Annotated in this window: 18 protein-coding genes; 9 read left to right on the plus strand and 9 right to left on the minus strand. The window is 46.9% G+C overall.

The window, feature by feature from the left end:
* Positions 1 to 120 precede the first annotated feature (120 nt).
* Complete coding sequence (locus DKW60_RS05785) at positions 121 to 786, plus strand: GntR family transcriptional regulator (RefSeq protein WP_109836727.1); 666 nt, start codon at positions 121 to 123, stop codon at positions 784 to 786.
* Between the two features lie 40 nt (positions 787 to 826).
* A complete protein-coding gene (locus DKW60_RS05790; protein WP_109836728.1) occupies positions 827 to 1,660 on the plus strand; it encodes a dihydrodipicolinate synthase family protein in 834 nt (277 codons plus the stop codon).
* A 50-nt stretch (positions 1,661 to 1,710) separates the two neighbouring features.
* Here DKW60_RS05790 and DKW60_RS05795 read toward each other — a convergent pair whose 3' ends face one another.
* Both DKW60_RS05795 and DKW60_RS05800 read right to left on the minus strand, forming a co-directional pair.
* Complete coding sequence (locus DKW60_RS05795; RefSeq protein ID WP_109836729.1) at positions 1,711 to 3,495, minus strand: IlvD/Edd family dehydratase; 1,785 nt, start codon at positions 3,493 to 3,495, stop codon at positions 1,711 to 1,713.
* Positions 3,496 to 3,652: 157 nt separating this feature from the next.
* Positions 3,653 to 4,408: an efflux RND transporter permease subunit gene (locus tag DKW60_RS05800; protein ID WP_109836730.1), complete on the minus strand. Its 756-nt coding sequence runs from the start codon at positions 4,406 to 4,408 to the stop codon at positions 3,653 to 3,655.
* Between the two features lie 195 nt (positions 4,409 to 4,603).
* Here DKW60_RS05800 and hemN point away from each other — a divergent pair, with 195 nt between their 5' ends.
* The 4 genes from hemN (at position 4,604) to DKW60_RS05820 (ending at position 8,609) form a co-directional block, all read left to right on the plus strand.
* The gene (gene hemN, locus DKW60_RS05805) at positions 4,604 to 6,004 is read left to right on the plus strand and encodes an oxygen-independent coproporphyrinogen III oxidase (protein WP_219988650.1); all 1,401 of its coding nucleotides are present in this window, start codon (positions 4,604 to 4,606) and stop codon (positions 6,002 to 6,004) included.
* A 122-nt stretch (positions 6,005 to 6,126) separates the two neighbouring features.
* Positions 6,127 to 6,561: a Spy/CpxP family protein refolding chaperone gene (locus DKW60_RS05810; RefSeq protein ID WP_181389593.1), complete on the plus strand. Its 435-nt coding sequence runs from the start codon at positions 6,127 to 6,129 to the stop codon at positions 6,559 to 6,561.
* A gap of 27 nt (positions 6,562 to 6,588) precedes the next feature.
* A complete protein-coding gene (locus DKW60_RS05815; RefSeq protein ID WP_109836733.1) occupies positions 6,589 to 7,293 on the plus strand; it encodes a response regulator transcription factor in 705 nt (234 codons plus the stop codon).
* Positions 7,293 to 8,609: a sensor histidine kinase gene (locus DKW60_RS05820; protein WP_109836734.1), complete on the plus strand. Its 1,317-nt coding sequence runs from the start codon at positions 7,293 to 7,295 to the stop codon at positions 8,607 to 8,609. The genes DKW60_RS05815 and DKW60_RS05820 overlap by 1 nt, the downstream gene beginning before the upstream one ends.
* A gap of 71 nt (positions 8,610 to 8,680) precedes the next feature.
* Here the strand turns inward: DKW60_RS05820 and DKW60_RS05825 are convergent, their stop codons facing one another.
* The gene (locus DKW60_RS05825) at positions 8,681 to 8,917 is read right to left on the minus strand and encodes a hypothetical protein (RefSeq protein WP_109836735.1); all 237 of its coding nucleotides are present in this window, start codon (positions 8,915 to 8,917) and stop codon (positions 8,681 to 8,683) included.
* Positions 8,918 to 9,380: 463 nt separating this feature from the next.
* On the opposite strand from DKW60_RS05825, the gene DKW60_RS05830 reads away from it, so the two are divergent.
* The gene (locus tag DKW60_RS05830; protein WP_109836736.1) at positions 9,381 to 10,319 is read left to right on the plus strand and encodes a hypothetical protein; all 939 of its coding nucleotides are present in this window, start codon (positions 9,381 to 9,383) and stop codon (positions 10,317 to 10,319) included.
* 26 nt (positions 10,320 to 10,345) lie between these two features.
* On the plus strand, positions 10,346 to 10,669 hold the full coding sequence (locus DKW60_RS05835) for a hypothetical protein (RefSeq protein WP_109836737.1): 324 nt from the start codon (positions 10,346 to 10,348) through the stop codon (positions 10,667 to 10,669).
* Between the two features lie 22 nt (positions 10,670 to 10,691).
* On the opposite strand, the gene DKW60_RS05840 is transcribed toward DKW60_RS05835, so the two are convergent.
* On the minus strand, positions 10,692 to 11,168 hold the full coding sequence (locus tag DKW60_RS05840; protein ID WP_109836738.1) for a MarR family winged helix-turn-helix transcriptional regulator: 477 nt from the start codon (positions 11,166 to 11,168) through the stop codon (positions 10,692 to 10,694).
* A 239-nt stretch (positions 11,169 to 11,407) separates the two neighbouring features.
* On the opposite strand from DKW60_RS05840, the gene DKW60_RS05845 reads away from it, so the two are divergent.
* The gene (locus DKW60_RS05845; protein WP_109836739.1) at positions 11,408 to 11,914 is read left to right on the plus strand and encodes a Spy/CpxP family protein refolding chaperone; all 507 of its coding nucleotides are present in this window, start codon (positions 11,408 to 11,410) and stop codon (positions 11,912 to 11,914) included.
* A 50-nt stretch (positions 11,915 to 11,964) separates the two neighbouring features.
* On the opposite strand, the gene DKW60_RS05850 is transcribed toward DKW60_RS05845, so the two are convergent.
* From DKW60_RS05850 to DKW60_RS05870, 5 genes are all read right to left on the minus strand, one after another.
* Positions 11,965 to 12,144 (minus strand): DUF6435 family protein, encoded by a 180-nt coding sequence (locus DKW60_RS05850; RefSeq protein WP_109836740.1) that lies wholly within the window; start codon positions 12,142 to 12,144, stop codon positions 11,965 to 11,967.
* Between the two features lie 89 nt (positions 12,145 to 12,233).
* Complete coding sequence (locus tag DKW60_RS05855) at positions 12,234 to 13,421, minus strand: glycerate kinase (RefSeq protein WP_109836741.1); 1,188 nt, start codon at positions 13,419 to 13,421, stop codon at positions 12,234 to 12,236.
* Between the two features lie 36 nt (positions 13,422 to 13,457).
* Positions 13,458 to 14,699, minus strand: a complete 1,242-nt coding sequence (gene glcF, locus DKW60_RS05860) for a glycolate oxidase subunit GlcF (protein WP_109836742.1) — start codon at positions 14,697 to 14,699, stop codon at positions 13,458 to 13,460.
* Between the two features lie 10 nt (positions 14,700 to 14,709).
* Entirely contained in the window at positions 14,710 to 15,834 is a 1,125-nt protein-coding gene (gene glcE, locus DKW60_RS05865) for a glycolate oxidase subunit GlcE (RefSeq protein WP_109836743.1), read from the minus strand.
* Complete coding sequence (locus tag DKW60_RS05870; RefSeq protein WP_109836744.1) at positions 15,827 to 17,296, minus strand: FAD-linked oxidase C-terminal domain-containing protein; 1,470 nt, start codon at positions 17,294 to 17,296, stop codon at positions 15,827 to 15,829. The genes glcE and DKW60_RS05870 overlap by 8 nt, the downstream gene beginning before the upstream one ends.
* Between the last annotated feature and the right edge of the window lie 21 nt (positions 17,297 to 17,317).

The following is a 17,317-nucleotide window of genomic DNA, read 5'->3' on the forward strand; positions in this document are numbered from 1 at the left end:
AGCTAAATTTTTAGACTACTAATAGTTATGCAAATAAATTATCATTTTTATTGTAATTTCGCCATTTGATAAAAATTTCGAAATTATCTATATTGAAAAGACAGAACAAAAGAGCACTGCATGACTAGAGGAAAATCAACTTACGAGCACCTGCGCGACAGGCTCATCAGTGGTGAGTTTTATCCTGGCCAACGGATGAAATACGAAGACTTGCGCGCTGACTATGGCATTTCAATTAGCAGTGTCCGCGAAACGCTGTTCCGCCTGTCAGCGGTCGGCTTGGTTGATTTTTTGGAACAACGAGGCTTCCGCGTCCCTCATGAGACCGAAGCACTGAGGCACGATCTGGCGCAATCACGTATTTTGCTTGAAACCGAAGGAGCATGCCTCTCGATTCGCTATGGTGGGGTTGGCTGGGAAGCCCGGTTGAATGCAGCACATCATGAGCTCAAACACATTGAATCACGCGTAAGCTCTGCTTCAGGCAACTCACAAGACTTGGTTCCGCTCTGGTCTGCCGCTGAACTGAAGTTTCATCGCACGCTGATCGAAGAATGTCGCTCTGAAGTGCTCAAGCAACTTCATCTGCAAGTCTATTACCGGTTTCGTCAGCAGCTCATTTCACATGACAAAAACTTTGGATTCATCACCACCAATGTTGAGCAGCATCAAGGCATTCTCGAAGCCGCACTTTTGCATGATGAAGCACTAACGCGGGAGCGTATTCATCAGCATCTGTCTCGACATCTGATACAACTTCCACCTCAAACCGACAGTAATGAATGAGGGGAACACTTACCTTTCACTGCTAGCTTAGGACAATATTATGAGCAATTCTCGCATGCCCGACGGCATTATTCCTCCCGTATTAACCCCACTCACTCCTGAGCAGAAAGTAGACATCCCTGCGCTTAAAGCTTTGATTCACAAGTTGATTGACGGTGGTGTTAGTGCCTTGTTTATGGGAGGAACTGCCGGTCTGGGCTCTATCCTAACTGCAGCAGATTACGAGCAGGTGATTGCCACAACACTTGCCGAAGTACCTGAGGGTTACCCTGTGTTATGTGGTGTACTCGAACCATCGACAGCACGAGCGGTGGAACGTATTGGCTTATTAGATTCACTGGGCGCAAAGTTCTTTGTCACCGTCACACCCTACTATGTGCGTGCTACCGAAAGCGATGCACTACTACGACACTTTGATGCGCAGCGCCAAGCGACGGATATGGAAATGGTGCTCTACAATATGCCGGGCTGTACAGGTGTTAGCATCCCTGCTGAGCTTGTTTTGGACATGGTGAAACGTGGCTGGACGTCAAGCTGTAAAGATAGCTCTGGCGATAAGGATTACATCCAGTCACTCTGCCAAGACCACCAAGAAACCGGTCTTAAGGTCTATCAGGGTATGTGTCCTGACTTTGCCTGGCTAAACGAGATTGGCGCCAGCGGTGCAGTGCCAGTGCCTTCCAATGCTTATCCTGAACTGTTTACATCAGGCTGGAACCACCGCGCCGATGCAACAGCCATTCCGGCAATACAAACTGAGGTAAATAGTCGCTGGAATGAACTGGTCATTGGCACCGACTATACCTCTGGTTCAATTAAGAATCTGGCGAACCAAGGAATTGGCACAGGAACCTTAGCTGCGCCATTTTCCTGAATTGAGTCATCAGCTACTGGAACCATCCAGCCCCTCAGGAGATTACTAAACTAGTGGTTATCTCTGGGTACACCGCCATCTTTCTGGGCGATACGCTGATATTTAACCGCTGGCTTTAACACCATACCCTTATCCAGTTGGTCAACATTTTGGCGATAGATTTCTTGCCAAGGTGTTTGACTCTCCGGACTGGAATAGCCTCCCCGTGCAGACAAGTCAGACTTGCGTTGGGCCAGAATCTTGTCACTGAGCAACACATCAGCCCGCCCTTGTTTGAGATCGATGCGAATCTTGTCACCAGTTTCCAGCAAAGCCAAGCCACCCATCGCTGCAGCTTCAGGTGAAGCATTGAGTATAGAAGGACTGCCAGAGGTGCCGGACTGACGCCCATCGCCCATACACGGCAATTCATTAACGCCATTAGCAATTAAGATTCCCGGCGGCTGCATATTAACCACCTCGGCTGCACCCGGATACCCCAACGGTCCTGCCCCACGCATAATTAACACACAACTTTCATCAATCTTGAGCGAGGCATCATCAATTCGCGCGTGATAATCCTCAGGCCCATCAAATACAACAGCGCGTGCTTCAAACGCATCGGGGTCATCAGGGTTTGAGAGGTAACGCTCACGAAACGCCTCTGAAATCACCGACGTTTTCATAATGGCACTATCAAACAAGTTTCCCGAGAGATTGATAAATCCTGCCGCTGCTTTCATAGGTTCGGCATACGGGAAAATGACATCCCGATTGGTGTTAACTGCTCCCGAATAATTCTCTGCCACCGTTTTCCCACTGACCGTAATCGCTTGAGGATGTGGCAATACTCCTGCGTGTAATAGCTCAGACATAACTGCGGGGATTCCACCAGCATGATGCAAGTCTTCACTGAGGTATTCACCCGCTGGCTGGACGTTACATAACAAGGGAATATCATGCCCAATCTGCTGCCAATCATCATTATCAAGTGCTACCCCCATATGTGCTGCAATCGCATTCAAGTGAATCGGAGCATTAGTTGAACCGCCAATAGCAGAGTTGACCACAATGGCATTTTCAAACGCCTCCCGCGTCATAATGTCTGACGGCTTTTTGTCTTCCAAAACCAGATCAACAATGCGCTGCCCCGTCTTGTAGCTGATTTGTCCACGCTCCCGATAAGATGCAGGAATGGAGGCGGAACCAGGCAATTGCATCCCTAAAGCTTCCGCCAAGGTATTCATGGTGCTGGCCGTTCCCATCGTATTGCAGTAACCCACTGAGGGGGCAGATGCTGCAGCAATTTGCACGAATTCCTCATCATCAATCTCACCGGCAGCCAACCGTTTTCTGGCTGCCCAAATGACCGTACCAGAACCAGCACGCTTACCCTCATACCACCCGTTAAGCATTGGCCCTACTGATAAGGCAATTGCCGGTATATTCACTGAAGCGGCGGCCATGAGCATAGCGGGCGTGGTTTTGTCGCAACCAATCGTAAGCACTACCCCATCCAACGGGTAGCCGTGCAGCAGCTCCACCAAGCCGAGGTAGGCTAAGTTGCGATCTAATGAAGCGGTAGGACGTCGCCCGGTTTCCTGAATCGGATGAGTCGGGAATTCAAAGCAGATGCCGCCCTGAGAGATGATTCCATCACGCACACGTTTCGCGAGTTCGACATGATGACGATTACAAGGGGATAAATCTGATCCACTCTGGGCGATACCGATAATGGGCTTACCCGAACGCAACTCTTCCAGCGTTATGCCATAGTTGAGATAACGCTCGAGATACAAGGCCGTCATTTCAGGATTATTAGGGTTCGCAAACCATTTTCTTGAGCGCAGTTCCATGAATCTCTCCTCTGATGAATTTACCTGTGCCAGCAAACTCCAAGGGTGATTGCCCGAGACAAAGCGCTCGGAGCATGGCAGACACAAAGGCTGAGTATAGGGAGGTTATGATGAACTAAACAAGCGCACGTTTCAGCTCATGGTGTTCCGGGATGCATTAGTCGGTCTTTGCTTTAAACTTCGCGCCATTCCACTTGAACTCGCCTTGCAATCGGTCGATGCGCCAGCTTGCTTTGAAGCGTTCATAATCATCGGTGAACTGGAATGATACGTCGCCTTGCCCATACTTATCTTTCCAGCGGCACTCAACAATGTAGCCATCCTTCGGTAAACAAGAGGATATCTCTCCCTCAACCACCGCTTTGGCTTCACTCATTTGGTAACTCCCGGTGGAGGCGCCTCCAAATCGCGAATCAGGCTTATCAAAGATCGTGACCACCGGCACAAATTCATTCGAACTTTGAATATTACCGAGGTAGTTTCCAACGAATGACCTCGCCTGCGCTGGTCGAATTTTACTCTCAACCTTAGCCGGTGGTGCAGGTTCATTAATGGCATCACCTGCCAGACTCACCGATAAGCTGATAATACTGTCTGGCATGGTCGTCATTTTATCCAGCGCACTGCGCACTCGGTTAACCAAATCAGAACGTCGGGTGGTATCAGGATCAAATTTGACGGTGATTTCCGCTTCATTGTCACTGTACTTAGCAGAGATCAACAACACATCTTTGAGATTACTCATCAACAATTCGATGGGATCTGCAATTTTTGCTTCAACTTTATCAGCCGTCATATTGTCTGCGGAGATCTCAATAACCACTTCGCTATCATGCTCGGCCGCTCCCCCACATACCACTGTAAACAATAGTACTAACCCAGCGAATGAGGAACTCAATCTTGTTGATTTCATTATTAATCTCCCAAATTTATCGTGCTGATCAGGCCCAATTGATCACTTATCAAGAGTCGCACATACCAAAGTAATTGACAAGAAAACGAGCAATTCCAAAAAATACAATACTGTCATTATTTGACTTACATCAAAAAGACTTCAGGTACCTCGCTCTACCATACACACTTCGCCGCTTGTATGAGAACACATGTCATGTCTCTAGACTTCGATTCGTCCTTACTGGAAAAATACGACACACAGGGTCCGCGCTATACGTCATACCCTACTGCACCGGAATTCGCCGGTGATTTTACTGTGCAAGACTATGTAAGGCATGTCGAGCACAGCAATGACGAACTGATCCCTAAACCGTTGTCTTTATACCTGCATATTCCATTTTGTCGTTCGCTCTGTTATTACTGCGGGTGCAATAAAATTGTGACACAAAACGAAGCCAAGGCAGAACGCTATCTGGAATATTTGTTCCACGAAATAGAAATGCAGAGCAAACTATTTGCGGCAGATCGACTGGTCACTCAGATTCATTTCGGCGGCGGCACACCCAACTACCTCAACACAGAGCAATTCAGAGAGCTGCTGAGCGTCATCGCTCGTCACTTTCATCTTAGCTACCCTGAGAAGCTGGAAATCAGTATTGAAATCGATCCTCGCTTTTCCAGTGGTCCACAAATCGTGGAACTTGCCAATCTAGGATTTAATCGTATCAGTATTGGTGTGCAGGATTATGAAGAGAATGTGCAAACGGCAATAAACCGCATACAAACACGCGAACAAGTTGATGAAGTCATCACAGCGGCCCGATCTGCCGGTATCAAATCTATCTCTGTGGATTTAGTTGCTGGTCTGCCCTTTCAGACCCGTCATAGTTTTGCCGACACTTTAAAGCAAGTTGTTGAGTCTAAAGTGGATCGCATTGCTATTTATGGATTTGCTTATTTACCAAAGCGGATTAAAGCACAGCGGATGATCGCTGAAAGCAGCCTCCCCAAACGCGATACACGCATCGCCATTGGTAAAGACACGCTGGAATACCTCAAAGACGCGGGTTATGTGCACATTGGCATGGATCATTTTGCACTGCCGACAGACTCTCTGGCGGTGGCTTTAAAAGAGCACAATCTGCAACGCAATTTTCAGGGCTACGCGACCCATGCAGAGTGTGATCAGGTCGGGCTCGGTGTCAGCTCAATCAGTCAGGTGAATGACTCATACAGCCAGAACAGCAGCACGCTTACTGAATACTACGCACAACTCGACGCAGGTGAATTACCCATAAAGCGTGGCATTAGTCTGACTGAAGATGACCTGATTCGCGCGCAAGTGATCCAGTACATTATGTGTCAAAACACTGTCCCGTATCATTCTATAGAGTCTGCCTATGGCATTAACTTTCTTAGCTATTTTAAAAATGAATTACAAGCACTGAAAGGCTTTGAAAAAGATGGTTTGATTGAGTACGGCAATGACGAATTCAGCATCACGCCTGCCGGTCGCTTTTTCCTGAGAAACATTGCGATGGTATTCGACTACTATCTGAATAATAAACCACCTCAAACCGAGGACAATGTGGTGCGCTTTTCCCGCACGATCTAACGGTGTTAGCTAACGAACACCAGCAATGTTACAAACTGTTACAAAGCTGAGACCTCTGTAACAGTGGTTATCCCTATTATGAGCTCATGCCAACAAGGCAGCCATTAACTCAGGAGATAACAATGAATACATTTTCAAAAATCGCAATCACCGTCGTCGCAACAGCAGGTTTGGTAATCGGTGCTGGCGCGTATGCAGGCAAGCAATTCTCACAAGGCATGAAAGGTGAGTTCATGATTTACAAGCTCGAAAAAGAGCTGGATCTTAGCACCGCGCAAGTTGATCAACTCAAAGACATCCAAAGCTTCATGAAGGCAAAGCATGAGTCACATGACCGAAGTGCCGGTAAGGCCAAAATGGTTGAGCTACTGAAAGCGCCACAGTTAGATCAGGCTCAGATACTCTCAATGATGGACGAGAAAATGCAGTCAATGCGTGATCAGGCACCTGAGGCGCTGGGTAAAATAGCTGCCTTCACCGATAACCTGAGTGCTGAACAACGCACAGAATTGGTCGAAATGATCGAGAAATTTTCCGGTAGAATGCATAAACACTAAAGCGAATAAACTACCCGGAACAACGTGATGCAAACGGTTTTATTGATTGATGATGACGAGCAACTGGCCGGGCCACTGCGTGAGTACTTTGCCCGCTACGATTTAAACCTGATCAATGAAACCCATCCCGAACGTGGTCTGCAACGCCTTAAACAAAGCGCGGCAGACCCTGTTTCTCTAGTGATCTTAGATGTCATGATGCCAGATATGGATGGCTTTGAAGTGTGCCGCACCATCCGCCGAGACGAGCAGTTTAAAGACCTCCCTGTGTTGATGCTGACCGCCCGCGGCGAGGTGATGGATCGGGTTATTGGCTTGGAGTTAGGTGCCGATGACTATCTTGCAAAACCATTTGAACCACGTGAACTGGTCGCACGGATTCATAATATCTTCCGGCGTGTTCAGACTAAAACCGTACCACCCGGTACTGGTGAAAACAGTACCCACTTTCGCCATTTAAAGCTTGATGAAGACCGGCTCAATGCCACGATTGATGGCTCGCCATTAGAGCTCACCACCAGTGAATTTAGCTTGTTATTGCTCCTCGCAAAATCACCCGGCAAGGCATTTACAAGAGACGACATCCTTAATGAGTTGCGTGGCATTGATGCAGAGTTGTTCACGCGCTCCGTCGATATTTTGGTTAGCCGCCTACGTCAAAAACTCAAGCCGCTCCGATGCATACAAACAGTGTGGGGCAGCGGTTATCGCTTTATTGAGGCCGAAGCCTAATGACCCTTCTTAAAAAAATACGCCACTCCTTATCACTGCGTCTGTTACTGCTGTTTGTTGCGACAGGCATTGTGCTCGGAATCGTGTTTCAGGTGATGATTGGCTATGCCATTTCAACTCATTTAATGGAGAAAGGCGCGCCACATTTAAAACAATATTTCAGCTACATACAGCGCGACCTCGGCTCACCACTCAGTATTGAACGGGCAAAAGATGTCGCAGCCCGTTTACCTATCGACATACAGATAAACGATGGCCAACAAAGCTGGGCATCCAGCCCTGACACCCCTGCTATCACTGATCTCTACCCCTATACAGACAACACCTTGCCGCAGCAAACGGTGAATATTAAATTCAAACGCGGCCAAACGATCGTACAAATTGTCGAAGGTGATGCCGAAGCCATTCTCTGGACGAATCCCCGAAAAGAACGCAATCCTCCCGGTCGCGGCCTGATCGTTGGACTCTCAATCCTAACCATCATATTAGCAACACTATACTGGTTGATCCGCCGATTATTCCGGCCAATTCAAACCATAAAACAGAGTGTTCAACGCATTGGCTCCGGCGATCTCAAACAGCGTATACCACCACTGCGTGATGACGAGTTAGGCGAACTTGCGGGCAGTATCAACCATATGGCAGATGATATTGAGCAGATGCTGGAAGCGAAGCGGGAATTGTTATTAGCAATAAGTCATGAACTTCGCAGCCCGCTGACTCGTGCCAAGGTCTCCACAGCACTACTTGAAGACTCTCCCACACAAGCCAATATTGCTCGTGATCTACGTGAAATGGAGAATATGATTAGTGAGTTATTAGAGGCTGAGCGGCTAAATGGTCAACATCAACAGTTACAGAAAGTCGACGTGAGTTTGAATGAAATCGTCATGTCTGTGATTGATGAATATTTTCCGGATGCTGAGTTCGATATAGAACTACAGGATGATCTCCCAGCTCAACCACTGGATCCTGTTCGCATGCGTTTGGTCGCCCGCAACATTTTAGATAATGCGCTGAAACACCAACAGCCTGATTCAAAACCGGTGTTGGTTATCACTCAGGCTAGTGCGGACAGTAATCAATTCAGTATTCAGGATTTCGGCAGGGGAATACCGAAGGATCACATCCCGCACCTCACTGACGCGTTCTATCGTGTCGATGCATCGAGACAACGTAAAACAGGTGGCGTCGGTTTAGGCTTGTATTTAGTCAAACGTATTATCGATGCTCACCATGGAACGTTAGAAATAACCAGTGAAGAAGGGGCTGGCACAACGGTGAATATCACTTTACCGTACAAGGCTAACAACTAGTGCAACAGACTTAACCAACTACATTATGCAATCATTTATCTGCTAGTTGCTGTATCAGCCTTAACTGCCAGCTAGGAGCGATTAGCAATGATCGCTTTAAGCTGTTTCAGCATCTCCTGGAGCTCTTCCAGCTTGACCTCGACAACATCACGCTTCGATAAACTAATGCCTTTTTTGAGCTTGCGTATGAATTTGGCTTTTTTCTCCTCAAGCTTATCTCTAAGTCCCTCCAAATCAGACAGTGTGATGATCTCCTCATCACCATTCACTAACCGTTCAAATTCACTTTTCAGATGCTTAAACTTCATTGAAACCTCGATCTAAATTCACTGATGAAAGACACTTTTTAACGAGCAATTATATTATTTCAGATTTCGGTGAATAGAGCATCGAATCTCCTGCTAAGTGGTTATTAATGACACTTTTTCTGGAACAGGCCAAGTCTGCTAGCTATAAGCCTATATTATAGATAATCTAGAAAGCCCTAGCAAAAATCAATAAATACTAGAAATTACGGCATAAATTTATTCAGTTAATATGGATATTTCATTAATTTTCTTTAACTAAATCAACTTAACTAATGCCATAAAACCGCACTTAAGGTGTGTTATTGCTGATTCTTCTCATAATAAAGGTTAAATGTGTATTTCTACCTTACCGTTTTTTAAGTATAAATATTAAACACTTAATTGTAGTGTTATCCACAACAATAAATAAGATCTATTACCCCCAAGGTTATGCCTCCTACTTTTAGATCAATCAGGAGGAGCCGTGAATATTTATACCTATTCACCATTCGTACTCAGTATGCTGGTTTCAGCAGGCTGTTCCACTCACCACTTTGACCGGAATGAAAGATTCTCCAGTGCTGGATCGGATTACACCGTATCAGTCAGTGAGCTATTGAAGGAGACCCAGTCAAAAATTATTGAGGTAAATACAAAACTACTACTCGTTTCACCCCGTCCGACAAAGGAAGGAAGACGGAAAGCCTTACAGGAACAGAACGCTAGTGTAGCTTCACTTATCGACAAAATTGATGAATACCGCCGACACAATGACTTACTTGGTCGTTATTTCAAAGAGTTGGAAATTGCATCAAATGCCGGGAAGGAGACAGAGATAGGCATCACGCTCGGTGAGCTAAGCCACACTATCGCCAATCTGAACCAAGAAACTGTTGATAAATATGGAACGCTTATTCCAAGCAGAATGAGTCACAACCAAATGGGTCATGTACAGAGTATTGCAGATCAGTTGGTAAAGACTCACTACGCTAAAAAGATTCAGCGACAACTTGTTCGTGATAGCTCAATTATCGCGACCCAACTCTACCTACAGGGAAAGCAGCTGGATAACCTGATTGACCTAATGCAAAGCGCACTCAAAGAAGGACGCATTATGCATTTGAAATATGAGGTCATGGAGCCGTATGTAAAGGGGGACTTTGATGGTCGCTCTTTCCAACACTGGCCGGAAGCCCGTAAGACCTGGTTCGAGTTACGACGCACTGAAGACGTGTTTAAAGCAGTAAAGGAGGCGCAACAAGCGATGTCATGGGCATGGCAGGACATTATTCGGGGCAAGCGAGATATCAGCTCTGTGAATAGCGTCCTGAAGGACTCCAATGATTTCGTGAGAGCAATAAGCTCATTCAAAACCAATACCCCTGGAACTGATAATTCCAGAATTTTGATTCAAAAGCCCTAAGCTTACTAAAAGAAAGGAACATCACAATGGCAATGGCAATAACAAGCGACGCATTTAAAGGATTATTAGATGCTTATCACTCACTACTAGCAAAATCGACGCTAGACATGACAGCAGAAGACAAGCAGGCACATGCTGAATTACTGCATAAACTCAGTCAGGACATCCTGAAAATTCGTACGGAAGGTTTTTCAGCGGTTAATGAGCTCATCAACAGCCAGAAGGTAAAAATTCAGGAAATCACCGATCACCTGTCACCTGCTGCTAATGATTCTGCCTATAGCGGATTGGTAGAAGGCATCAGCAAAGGAGCAGAAATCATCGATAGCCTGTTCATTCTAGCCCAATAAGTAAACGATAGTCTGGAGGCGATCAGAACAGATCGTCTCCTTTTTCATCAACAAAATCAGTCAATTTAGTCAGTGCCCGGTCCAACACCTCAAGCTCATCAGGCTCTAAAATACTTCTTAATACCTGCTGACGGACCCTCGCTCTGGGCTGAATATTATTAAACACATCCCTGCCCTTTTCCGTGATGGAAACTTGCACCAGCCGCGCATCATAGTCATTAGTTTTCCTAACCACTAAACCCAAGTCGATTAAACGAGACACCACTCGACTGATCAAGGCCTTATCTGCTCTGGATAAACTGGCAAGGTCACGAATCGACATGGGGCCACCCTGTACTAACAACAGCAATACCCGCCAGTCCGGTATGGCAATACCATGCTCATCTTTTAAAAAACGCACGGTTTGTTTGTTCAACAAGTTGGATAAAACATTTAATCTATAAGTCAAAAAGTCATCCAAAGGGATAACATCCGGGTTGGATTGATCTTCCAATGTCATTTGTTTTGTTCTTCGTTGGAATTAATTAGATAAATTTGTTCGTCAGTTATATTGACAGTTTAAGATAAATTGCGACAGATTTCAGTCACTAATTAGTGATTCCTGTAATCGCATTAATCCAATGTAATTCTTCTTTACAAAACCTTTACAACCTGTTTACCCAAACTAACACTTAGGTAGCCCATAATTTCAACATCGACAAAACGAGTCGTTACATAAAAACACATAGGATTTATAAAATGAAAAAGGCACTACTCGTAACACTTTTGGCTAGCACATTGGGATTAGGCGCGACAGCAGTACACGCGGAAAGCGAAAGCTCTGACAAGCGTGGCCACGGTTACTCAAAGCATAAAGACGGTAAGCATCATGGCAAGCGCGGCGGTAAACGTCATGGCGGCGCACACAAGATGCAGCGTATTGCTAAGAAACTTGGTCTGACAGAAGCTCAGCAAGCAGAGATCAAGACATTACGTGAAGCTCAAAAAGAAGAGCACAAAGCGCTTCGTGAAGAGATGAAAGCATTCCGTGAGAAAATGAAAGCTCTTGATACATCAAGCGCAGACTATGACAGCCAAGTCGCTGCTCTTGCTGATGAAAAGGCGAACTTTGAACGTAAGCGTTTTATCCAGAAAAGTACAGCACGTCAGGCATTCATGAATGTATTGACAGAAGAGCAACGCGCTACACTGAAGACGATGAAGGAAGAGCGTAAGAATCGTCGCGGAAAGCGTCACTCAAAATAACGCACCAAACTTGCGAAAACTCTCCCCGAGAGCAAGTATTGGCAGTCTTTTTAGACTGCCTTTTTGCTTTCTAGCGCATCGATTTCTTCTTTTATCTTTTCTGCCTCTGCGGTCAGCGTTGAGTATGTTCTGATGTCACCACCACGCTGTGCCAGCATTGCCTGCTCCAGCTTTGCTTTATAAGATTTTTGTAGTTTTTTGAGCGGGTCAGACTTAAATAATGAAAACATGTGAACACCTTTAATTTATGTATCTTAGTTATAAAGGTAAAGATCGCAGAAGTACAAATACCCCAGAGTCCGTCCTCATATTTCACGTGTTATCTCAGACTCATCACCCGAGCCACATTAAGCGCAGTACGGTATAAATTATCATCGGCCTCTGCGAGTGCGCATTCCAACGTTGTAATACCTTGCACCACACTAAATACTGCATCGATTCCATGCTCGTACACCACTGATGCATCTGACGAAACAGAGCCTGCCAGCGCAATAACAGGAATATTACCAGCCGCTTTAGCGCGCTTACTGACACCAACCGGTGTTTTGCCACGTATACTCTGACTGTCAATACGCCCCTCACCGGTGATAACCAAACTCGCACCATCCAGATGAGACTCGTATGACACCGCATCAAGGATGATATCAATGCCACTTTTCAGCGTTGCGTTGAGGTAGCCGAGAAAGGCACCGCCTAAGCCACCAGCTGCTCCAGCACCCGGCGTGTTGATAATATCGTTCCCTGTCGCAGCTAGTGTTAGCTTTGCAAAGTGTGCAAGGTTTTTGTCCAGCACTTCCACTAACTCAGGTGTCACTCCTTTTTGCGGACCAAAAATAGCTGATGCACCATTAGGCCCAACCAATGGGTTGTCCACATCACAAGCCACTTCAAACCGAACTGACTGAAGTCTGGGATCAAGCTTCGTCACATCGACCGTGTGCAATTTAGACAAACCGCCACCACCGGGAGGAATATCATTGCCTGACTCATCCAACAATGCCACACCCAGTGCCTGCAACATTCCGGCACCTGCATCATTCGTTGCACTTCCCCCTAAGCCTACAATAATGTGCTCAACACCCCGATCTAAAGCGGCCAGTATCAATTCACCAGTACCACGTGTTGTTGTGGTTAAAGGATCGCGCTGAGCAGGAGTGATCAAATCCAGACCGGAAGCCGCAGCCATTTCGATCACAGCCGTCTTGGAATTCGATGACGCATTAGTTTGCCTATGATCTTGCGTACTTTGACTGTGAGCCACCTGACCTAATAGCCCCCAAAATGCGTCCACTGAAGTACCAAGAGGGCCGGTCACCTTCTGCGAAATACGCTGTCCTGCGGTCGCGGCTAACAGCGCGTCGGTGGTTCCTTCTCCGCCATCAGCAACCGGCAACAACACAACATCAGCAGTAGGGTAAATCTCACTAAAACCCCGGCCAATCGCTTTTGCGACTCCCTCAGCAGACAGGCTTTCTTTGAACGAATCCGGTGCAATTACAATCTTCATGGCATTATTCACTGTGATTAGTTAATGGGAAAGTGACTAAATCAAACAGTGATTATCATACTCGCTTTTACAGGGATCCAACAGCTCTATCCAGTGTTGCACGGGGACTTCTGCCTTTGAGCCTAAATGCAATTGGCAGCCGATGTTTGCAGTAACAATACGCTCTGGTGAATCCCCCGTTAATGCGGCTAACTTGTTTTTCAATAAAGTCTTGCTCATCTCTGGCTGTAAGATCGAATACGTGCCAGCGGAACCACAACAAAGGTGCTTATCCTTAGTTGCTGTGAGATGTATCCCAACGTTTTCTAATATTTTCTCTACAACGCCATCGAGCTGTAAAGCATGCTGTAATGTGCAGGGACAATGAAATGCGACCCGCTCATTGCGGTTATGGATTTTCAGTAATGACAGATCTTCCGCTACGATGACTTCTGACAGGTCTTTACACAACTCACTGACTCTGGCCGCCCGTTGTGCGTAGACCGGATCATCCTTTAACAGGTGCCCATAGTCCTTAACCATCGCCCCGCACCCTGATGCAGTCATTACCAAAGCCTCTGCACCAGACTCAATCGCAGGCCACCAGGCGTCGATGTTTTGGCGCATAAAATCCAAACCTTCATCATGCGCAGACATGTGATAGCTCACCGCCCCACAACAACCTGCTTTTGGCGCTTCAACTAACGAGATTCCCAGCGTATCCAATACCCGGGCGGCCGCTGCATTGGTGTTTGGCGCAGCGGCAGGCTGAGCACAACCGGCTAATACCAGCATGACGCGTGGGTGACTATTGGCTGGCCAGGGCGAGGACTTCTGCCGTTTTGGGATTTTGTCCTGAATAGCATACGGCGTGAATGGCTTTAATAACTGACCCGCTCTTAGCAAACCAGCAAAGCGAGTCGAATATGGTAATACCTGACGTATGCCCCAACGAATTAGCTTATCTTTTTTACCTCTGGGAACTGCCTCTTCCATCAAACCACGGCCTATATCCACCAATCGACCGTATTTCACACCAGAGGGGCAAGTCGTTTCACAGCTACGACAGCTCAGACATCGGTCTAAATGAGTACGTGTTTTTTCAGTAACTTCACCGCCTTCCAGTAACTGTTTAATCAGATAAATACGTCCGCGAGGGCCATCACGCTCGTCGTGTAACTCCTGATAAGTCGGACAGGTCGCCGTGCAAAAACCACAATGTACACAGCTGCGTAGTATGGCCTCTGCTTCCTGACCTTCTGCTGTCGATCGATACTTTTCAATAATGTTAGTTTGCATAATCGAGCCCTTATAACCAGTGATAAAGTCTGCCGGGGTTGAATAACCCCTGTGGATCAAAGTTATGTTTCAGGCGTTTTTGAATCAGTTGTAAGGCTGGAGCCTGTTCATGAAAAACCTCTGCATCCCGCACTACGCCACGAAAAATACTCACTTGACCACCAGCCTCAGCTGCGATTGTTTGCATTTCCTGCCAATCAGCATGCCCTTTATACCAGCGCTGAGCACCACCCCAATCAATCAGCTGTCGCCCCTGTGGTTCACCAGACATTGTTGGGATCTCTGTAGTTCCTGCCTGAAATGAGAGAGCAAAGTCTGGCGAAGTCGGCTTGACGGAGAAGCGCCAGAGCGGTGAATCTCCACCAAAAAAAGACGATTGCTGATCACGTAGACAGCGCCAAAATTCAGTGGCGTCATCGTCATCAACACGTTCTCCCGACCACTCCTTCGCTGTGGCTTCCACCGATGACTCTGCGCCGGCTAAACGAATATATAAATAACCATCCATCCAGCAAGCCGCATTCAAAGGTTTCGCTACCCCCGCACGCTGATTCATTAAATCAATCGCAGCCTGAGCATCCATAGCTTGTTTCAGCGTGACAGTGTGTGCATGTTTGGGTAGCACCTTCAGACTAATCTCTGTCACTACTCCCAACGTTCCCATCGCGCCAGCTTGCAGGCGGGACACATCGTAGCCAGCAACATTTTTCATAACCTGTCCACCAAATCGCAAATGCTCAGCCTTGCCGTTGATAAGACGAATACCCAACACATGATCACGTACAGAGCCACCCCAAGGCCGGGCTGGGCCGGATAAGTTACAGGCAAGCGTTCCACCTAAGGTATCGCTTTCCCCAAAATGCGGCGGCTCAAAGGCCAGCATCTGGTTATTGTCGTCTAAGGTTTTTTCGATTTCACTCAAGCGAGTGCCGGCTCTTGCGGTCAGTACCAGCTCTACCGGTTGGTAATTCACGATACCGCTATGTTCACTGACATTCAGGACCTGACACTTTGCCCGTTGCTCGGTGTCCCGACCCAGGAAAGACTTAGTGCCGCCGCCTTGAATAGTAAGTGGTGTGTTGGATTGACTGGCGGCCAAGACTTCAGATACCAGTTGCTTGCTAATATCAGCCATGGTGATGTGCTCCCGTTTGCGCCCCACCTTGTTTTTCCAGTGCGCGATATTCCTGACAGTGTTTCAGGATTGGCACCCCTTTTCCGGGGTTTAAAGTACCCAGAGGATCAAATGAATCCTTAATACCATGGAACTGAAGTAATTCCTGATCGTTGAATTGTATTGGCATCTGCCGCAATTTCTCTATCCCCACGCCATGCTCACCGGTAATGGTGCCGCCAACGTCTATACAAAGCTCCAAAATCTTACCGCCAAAAGTCTCCGTCTTTTCAAACTCACCTGCTTGGTTCGCATCGAATAAAATCAGTGGATGCAGATTCCCGTCACCAGCATGAAATACATTGGCAACTCGTAAGTTATATTGCGCAGACATATTATCGATTTCTGTGAGTACGTGAGCCAACTGACCTCGTGGAATTGTTCCATCCATGCAGTAATAATCCGGGGAAATACGCCCAACAGCGGGGAAGGCTGACTTACGCCCCTTCCATAATAAGGCACGCTCAGCTTCTGATTGCGACATACGGATAGTGGTTGCGCCGAAGCTTTTAAATAGCTCGACTGATTGCCGAATCTGTTCATCAACCTCTTCCACCGTACCATCCAGCTCACATAGCAACAGCGCTTTTGCATCAACAGGATAACCAGCTTTAGCGAATCCTTCGGCAGCGATGATGGCATGGCTATCCATCATCTCCAAACCTGCCGGAATAATGCCATTTGCAATGATCCCACCGACTGCATCGCCCGCGTTCTGGACGCTGTCAAATGCAACCATCACGACTTGTGCTTTTTCAGGTGTTGGTAACAGCTTTACGGTGATCTCCGTGACAACACCTAGCAAGCCCTCAGAGCCTGTGATCACCGCTAACAAATCCATACCACAACTATCCAGACCGTCACTTCCAATGGTGATTAGATCACCTTCAACTGTCACCATCTCTACCTTGAGGATATTGTGAACTGTCAGGCCATATTTAAGGCAATGAACACCGCCGGAGTTCTCTGCAACATTACCGCCAATCGTGCAGGCAATTTGCGAGGAAGGGTCCGGTCCATAATACAAACCATAATCAGCGGCAGCTTCACTAATTGCCAGATTACGCACCCCCGGCTGCACTCTGGCCGTTCTGGACGCTTTATCGATATCAATGATTTCAGCGAACTTAGCCAGTGACAAAATTACACCATCCGGATGAGGCATAGCACCAGCACACAGACTGGTTCCGGCACCTCGCGCCACCACTGGCACGGCATATTGGTGACAAATTCGCATCACTTTTTGCACCTGCTCAACCGTTTCAGGTAGCACTACCAACATGGGCATTTCGCAGTACATCGACAGAGCATCGCACTCATATGGCTTTAACGTTTCATCATCACTGATTACATCGGCAGGGTTGATAAAGGCCTTAAATAACTCACTGAGTGCTTGCTTGGTAATTGTGATTTGTTGAGACATAAGGCAGGCTCGCTAGTACTG

It is taken from the genome of Leucothrix pacifica, from assembly GCF_003172875.1.
GTDB classification, from domain to species: domain Bacteria; phylum Pseudomonadota; class Gammaproteobacteria; order Thiotrichales; family Thiotrichaceae; genus Leucothrix; species Leucothrix pacifica.

Excerpts from the sequence above, each read along its gene's own strand:
- DKW60_RS05785 (WP_109836727.1), top strand. The coding sequence starts at position 121 with ATGACTAGAGGAAAATCAACTTACGAGCACCTGCGCGACAGGCTCATC.
- DKW60_RS05790 (WP_109836728.1), top strand. The coding sequence starts at position 827 with ATGAGCAATTCTCGCATGCCCGACGGCATTATTCCTCCCGTATTAACC.
- DKW60_RS05795 (WP_109836729.1), bottom strand. The coding sequence starts at position 3,495 with ATGGAACTGCGCTCAAGAAAATGGTTTGCGAACCCTAATAATCCTGAA.
- DKW60_RS05800 (WP_109836730.1), bottom strand. The coding sequence starts at position 4,408 with ATGAAATCAACAAGATTGAGTTCCTCATTCGCTGGGTTAGTACTATTG.
- hemN (WP_219988650.1), top strand. The coding sequence starts at position 4,604 with ATGTCTCTAGACTTCGATTCGTCCTTACTGGAAAAATACGACACACAG.
- DKW60_RS05810 (WP_181389593.1), top strand. The coding sequence starts at position 6,127 with ATGAATACATTTTCAAAAATCGCAATCACCGTCGTCGCAACAGCAGGT.
- DKW60_RS05815 (WP_109836733.1), top strand. The coding sequence starts at position 6,589 with ATGCAAACGGTTTTATTGATTGATGATGACGAGCAACTGGCCGGGCCA.
- DKW60_RS05820 (WP_109836734.1), top strand. The coding sequence starts at position 7,293 with ATGACCCTTCTTAAAAAAATACGCCACTCCTTATCACTGCGTCTGTTA.
- DKW60_RS05825 (WP_109836735.1), bottom strand. The coding sequence starts at position 8,917 with ATGAAGTTTAAGCATCTGAAAAGTGAATTTGAACGGTTAGTGAATGGT.
- DKW60_RS05835 (WP_109836737.1), top strand. The coding sequence starts at position 10,346 with ATGGCAATGGCAATAACAAGCGACGCATTTAAAGGATTATTAGATGCT.
- DKW60_RS05840 (WP_109836738.1), bottom strand. The coding sequence starts at position 11,168 with ATGACATTGGAAGATCAATCCAACCCGGATGTTATCCCTTTGGATGAC.
- DKW60_RS05845 (WP_109836739.1), top strand. The coding sequence starts at position 11,408 with ATGAAAAAGGCACTACTCGTAACACTTTTGGCTAGCACATTGGGATTA.
- DKW60_RS05850 (WP_109836740.1), bottom strand. The coding sequence starts at position 12,144 with ATGTTTTCATTATTTAAGTCTGACCCGCTCAAAAAACTACAAAAATCT.
- DKW60_RS05855 (WP_109836741.1), bottom strand. The coding sequence starts at position 13,421 with ATGAAGATTGTAATTGCACCGGATTCGTTCAAAGAAAGCCTGTCTGCT.
- glcF (WP_109836742.1), bottom strand. The coding sequence starts at position 14,699 with ATGCAAACTAACATTATTGAAAAGTATCGATCGACAGCAGAAGGTCAG.
- glcE (WP_109836743.1), bottom strand. The coding sequence starts at position 15,834 with ATGGCTGATATTAGCAAGCAACTGGTATCTGAAGTCTTGGCCGCCAGT.
- DKW60_RS05870 (WP_109836744.1), bottom strand. The coding sequence starts at position 17,296 with ATGTCTCAACAAATCACAATTACCAAGCAAGCACTCAGTGAGTTATTT.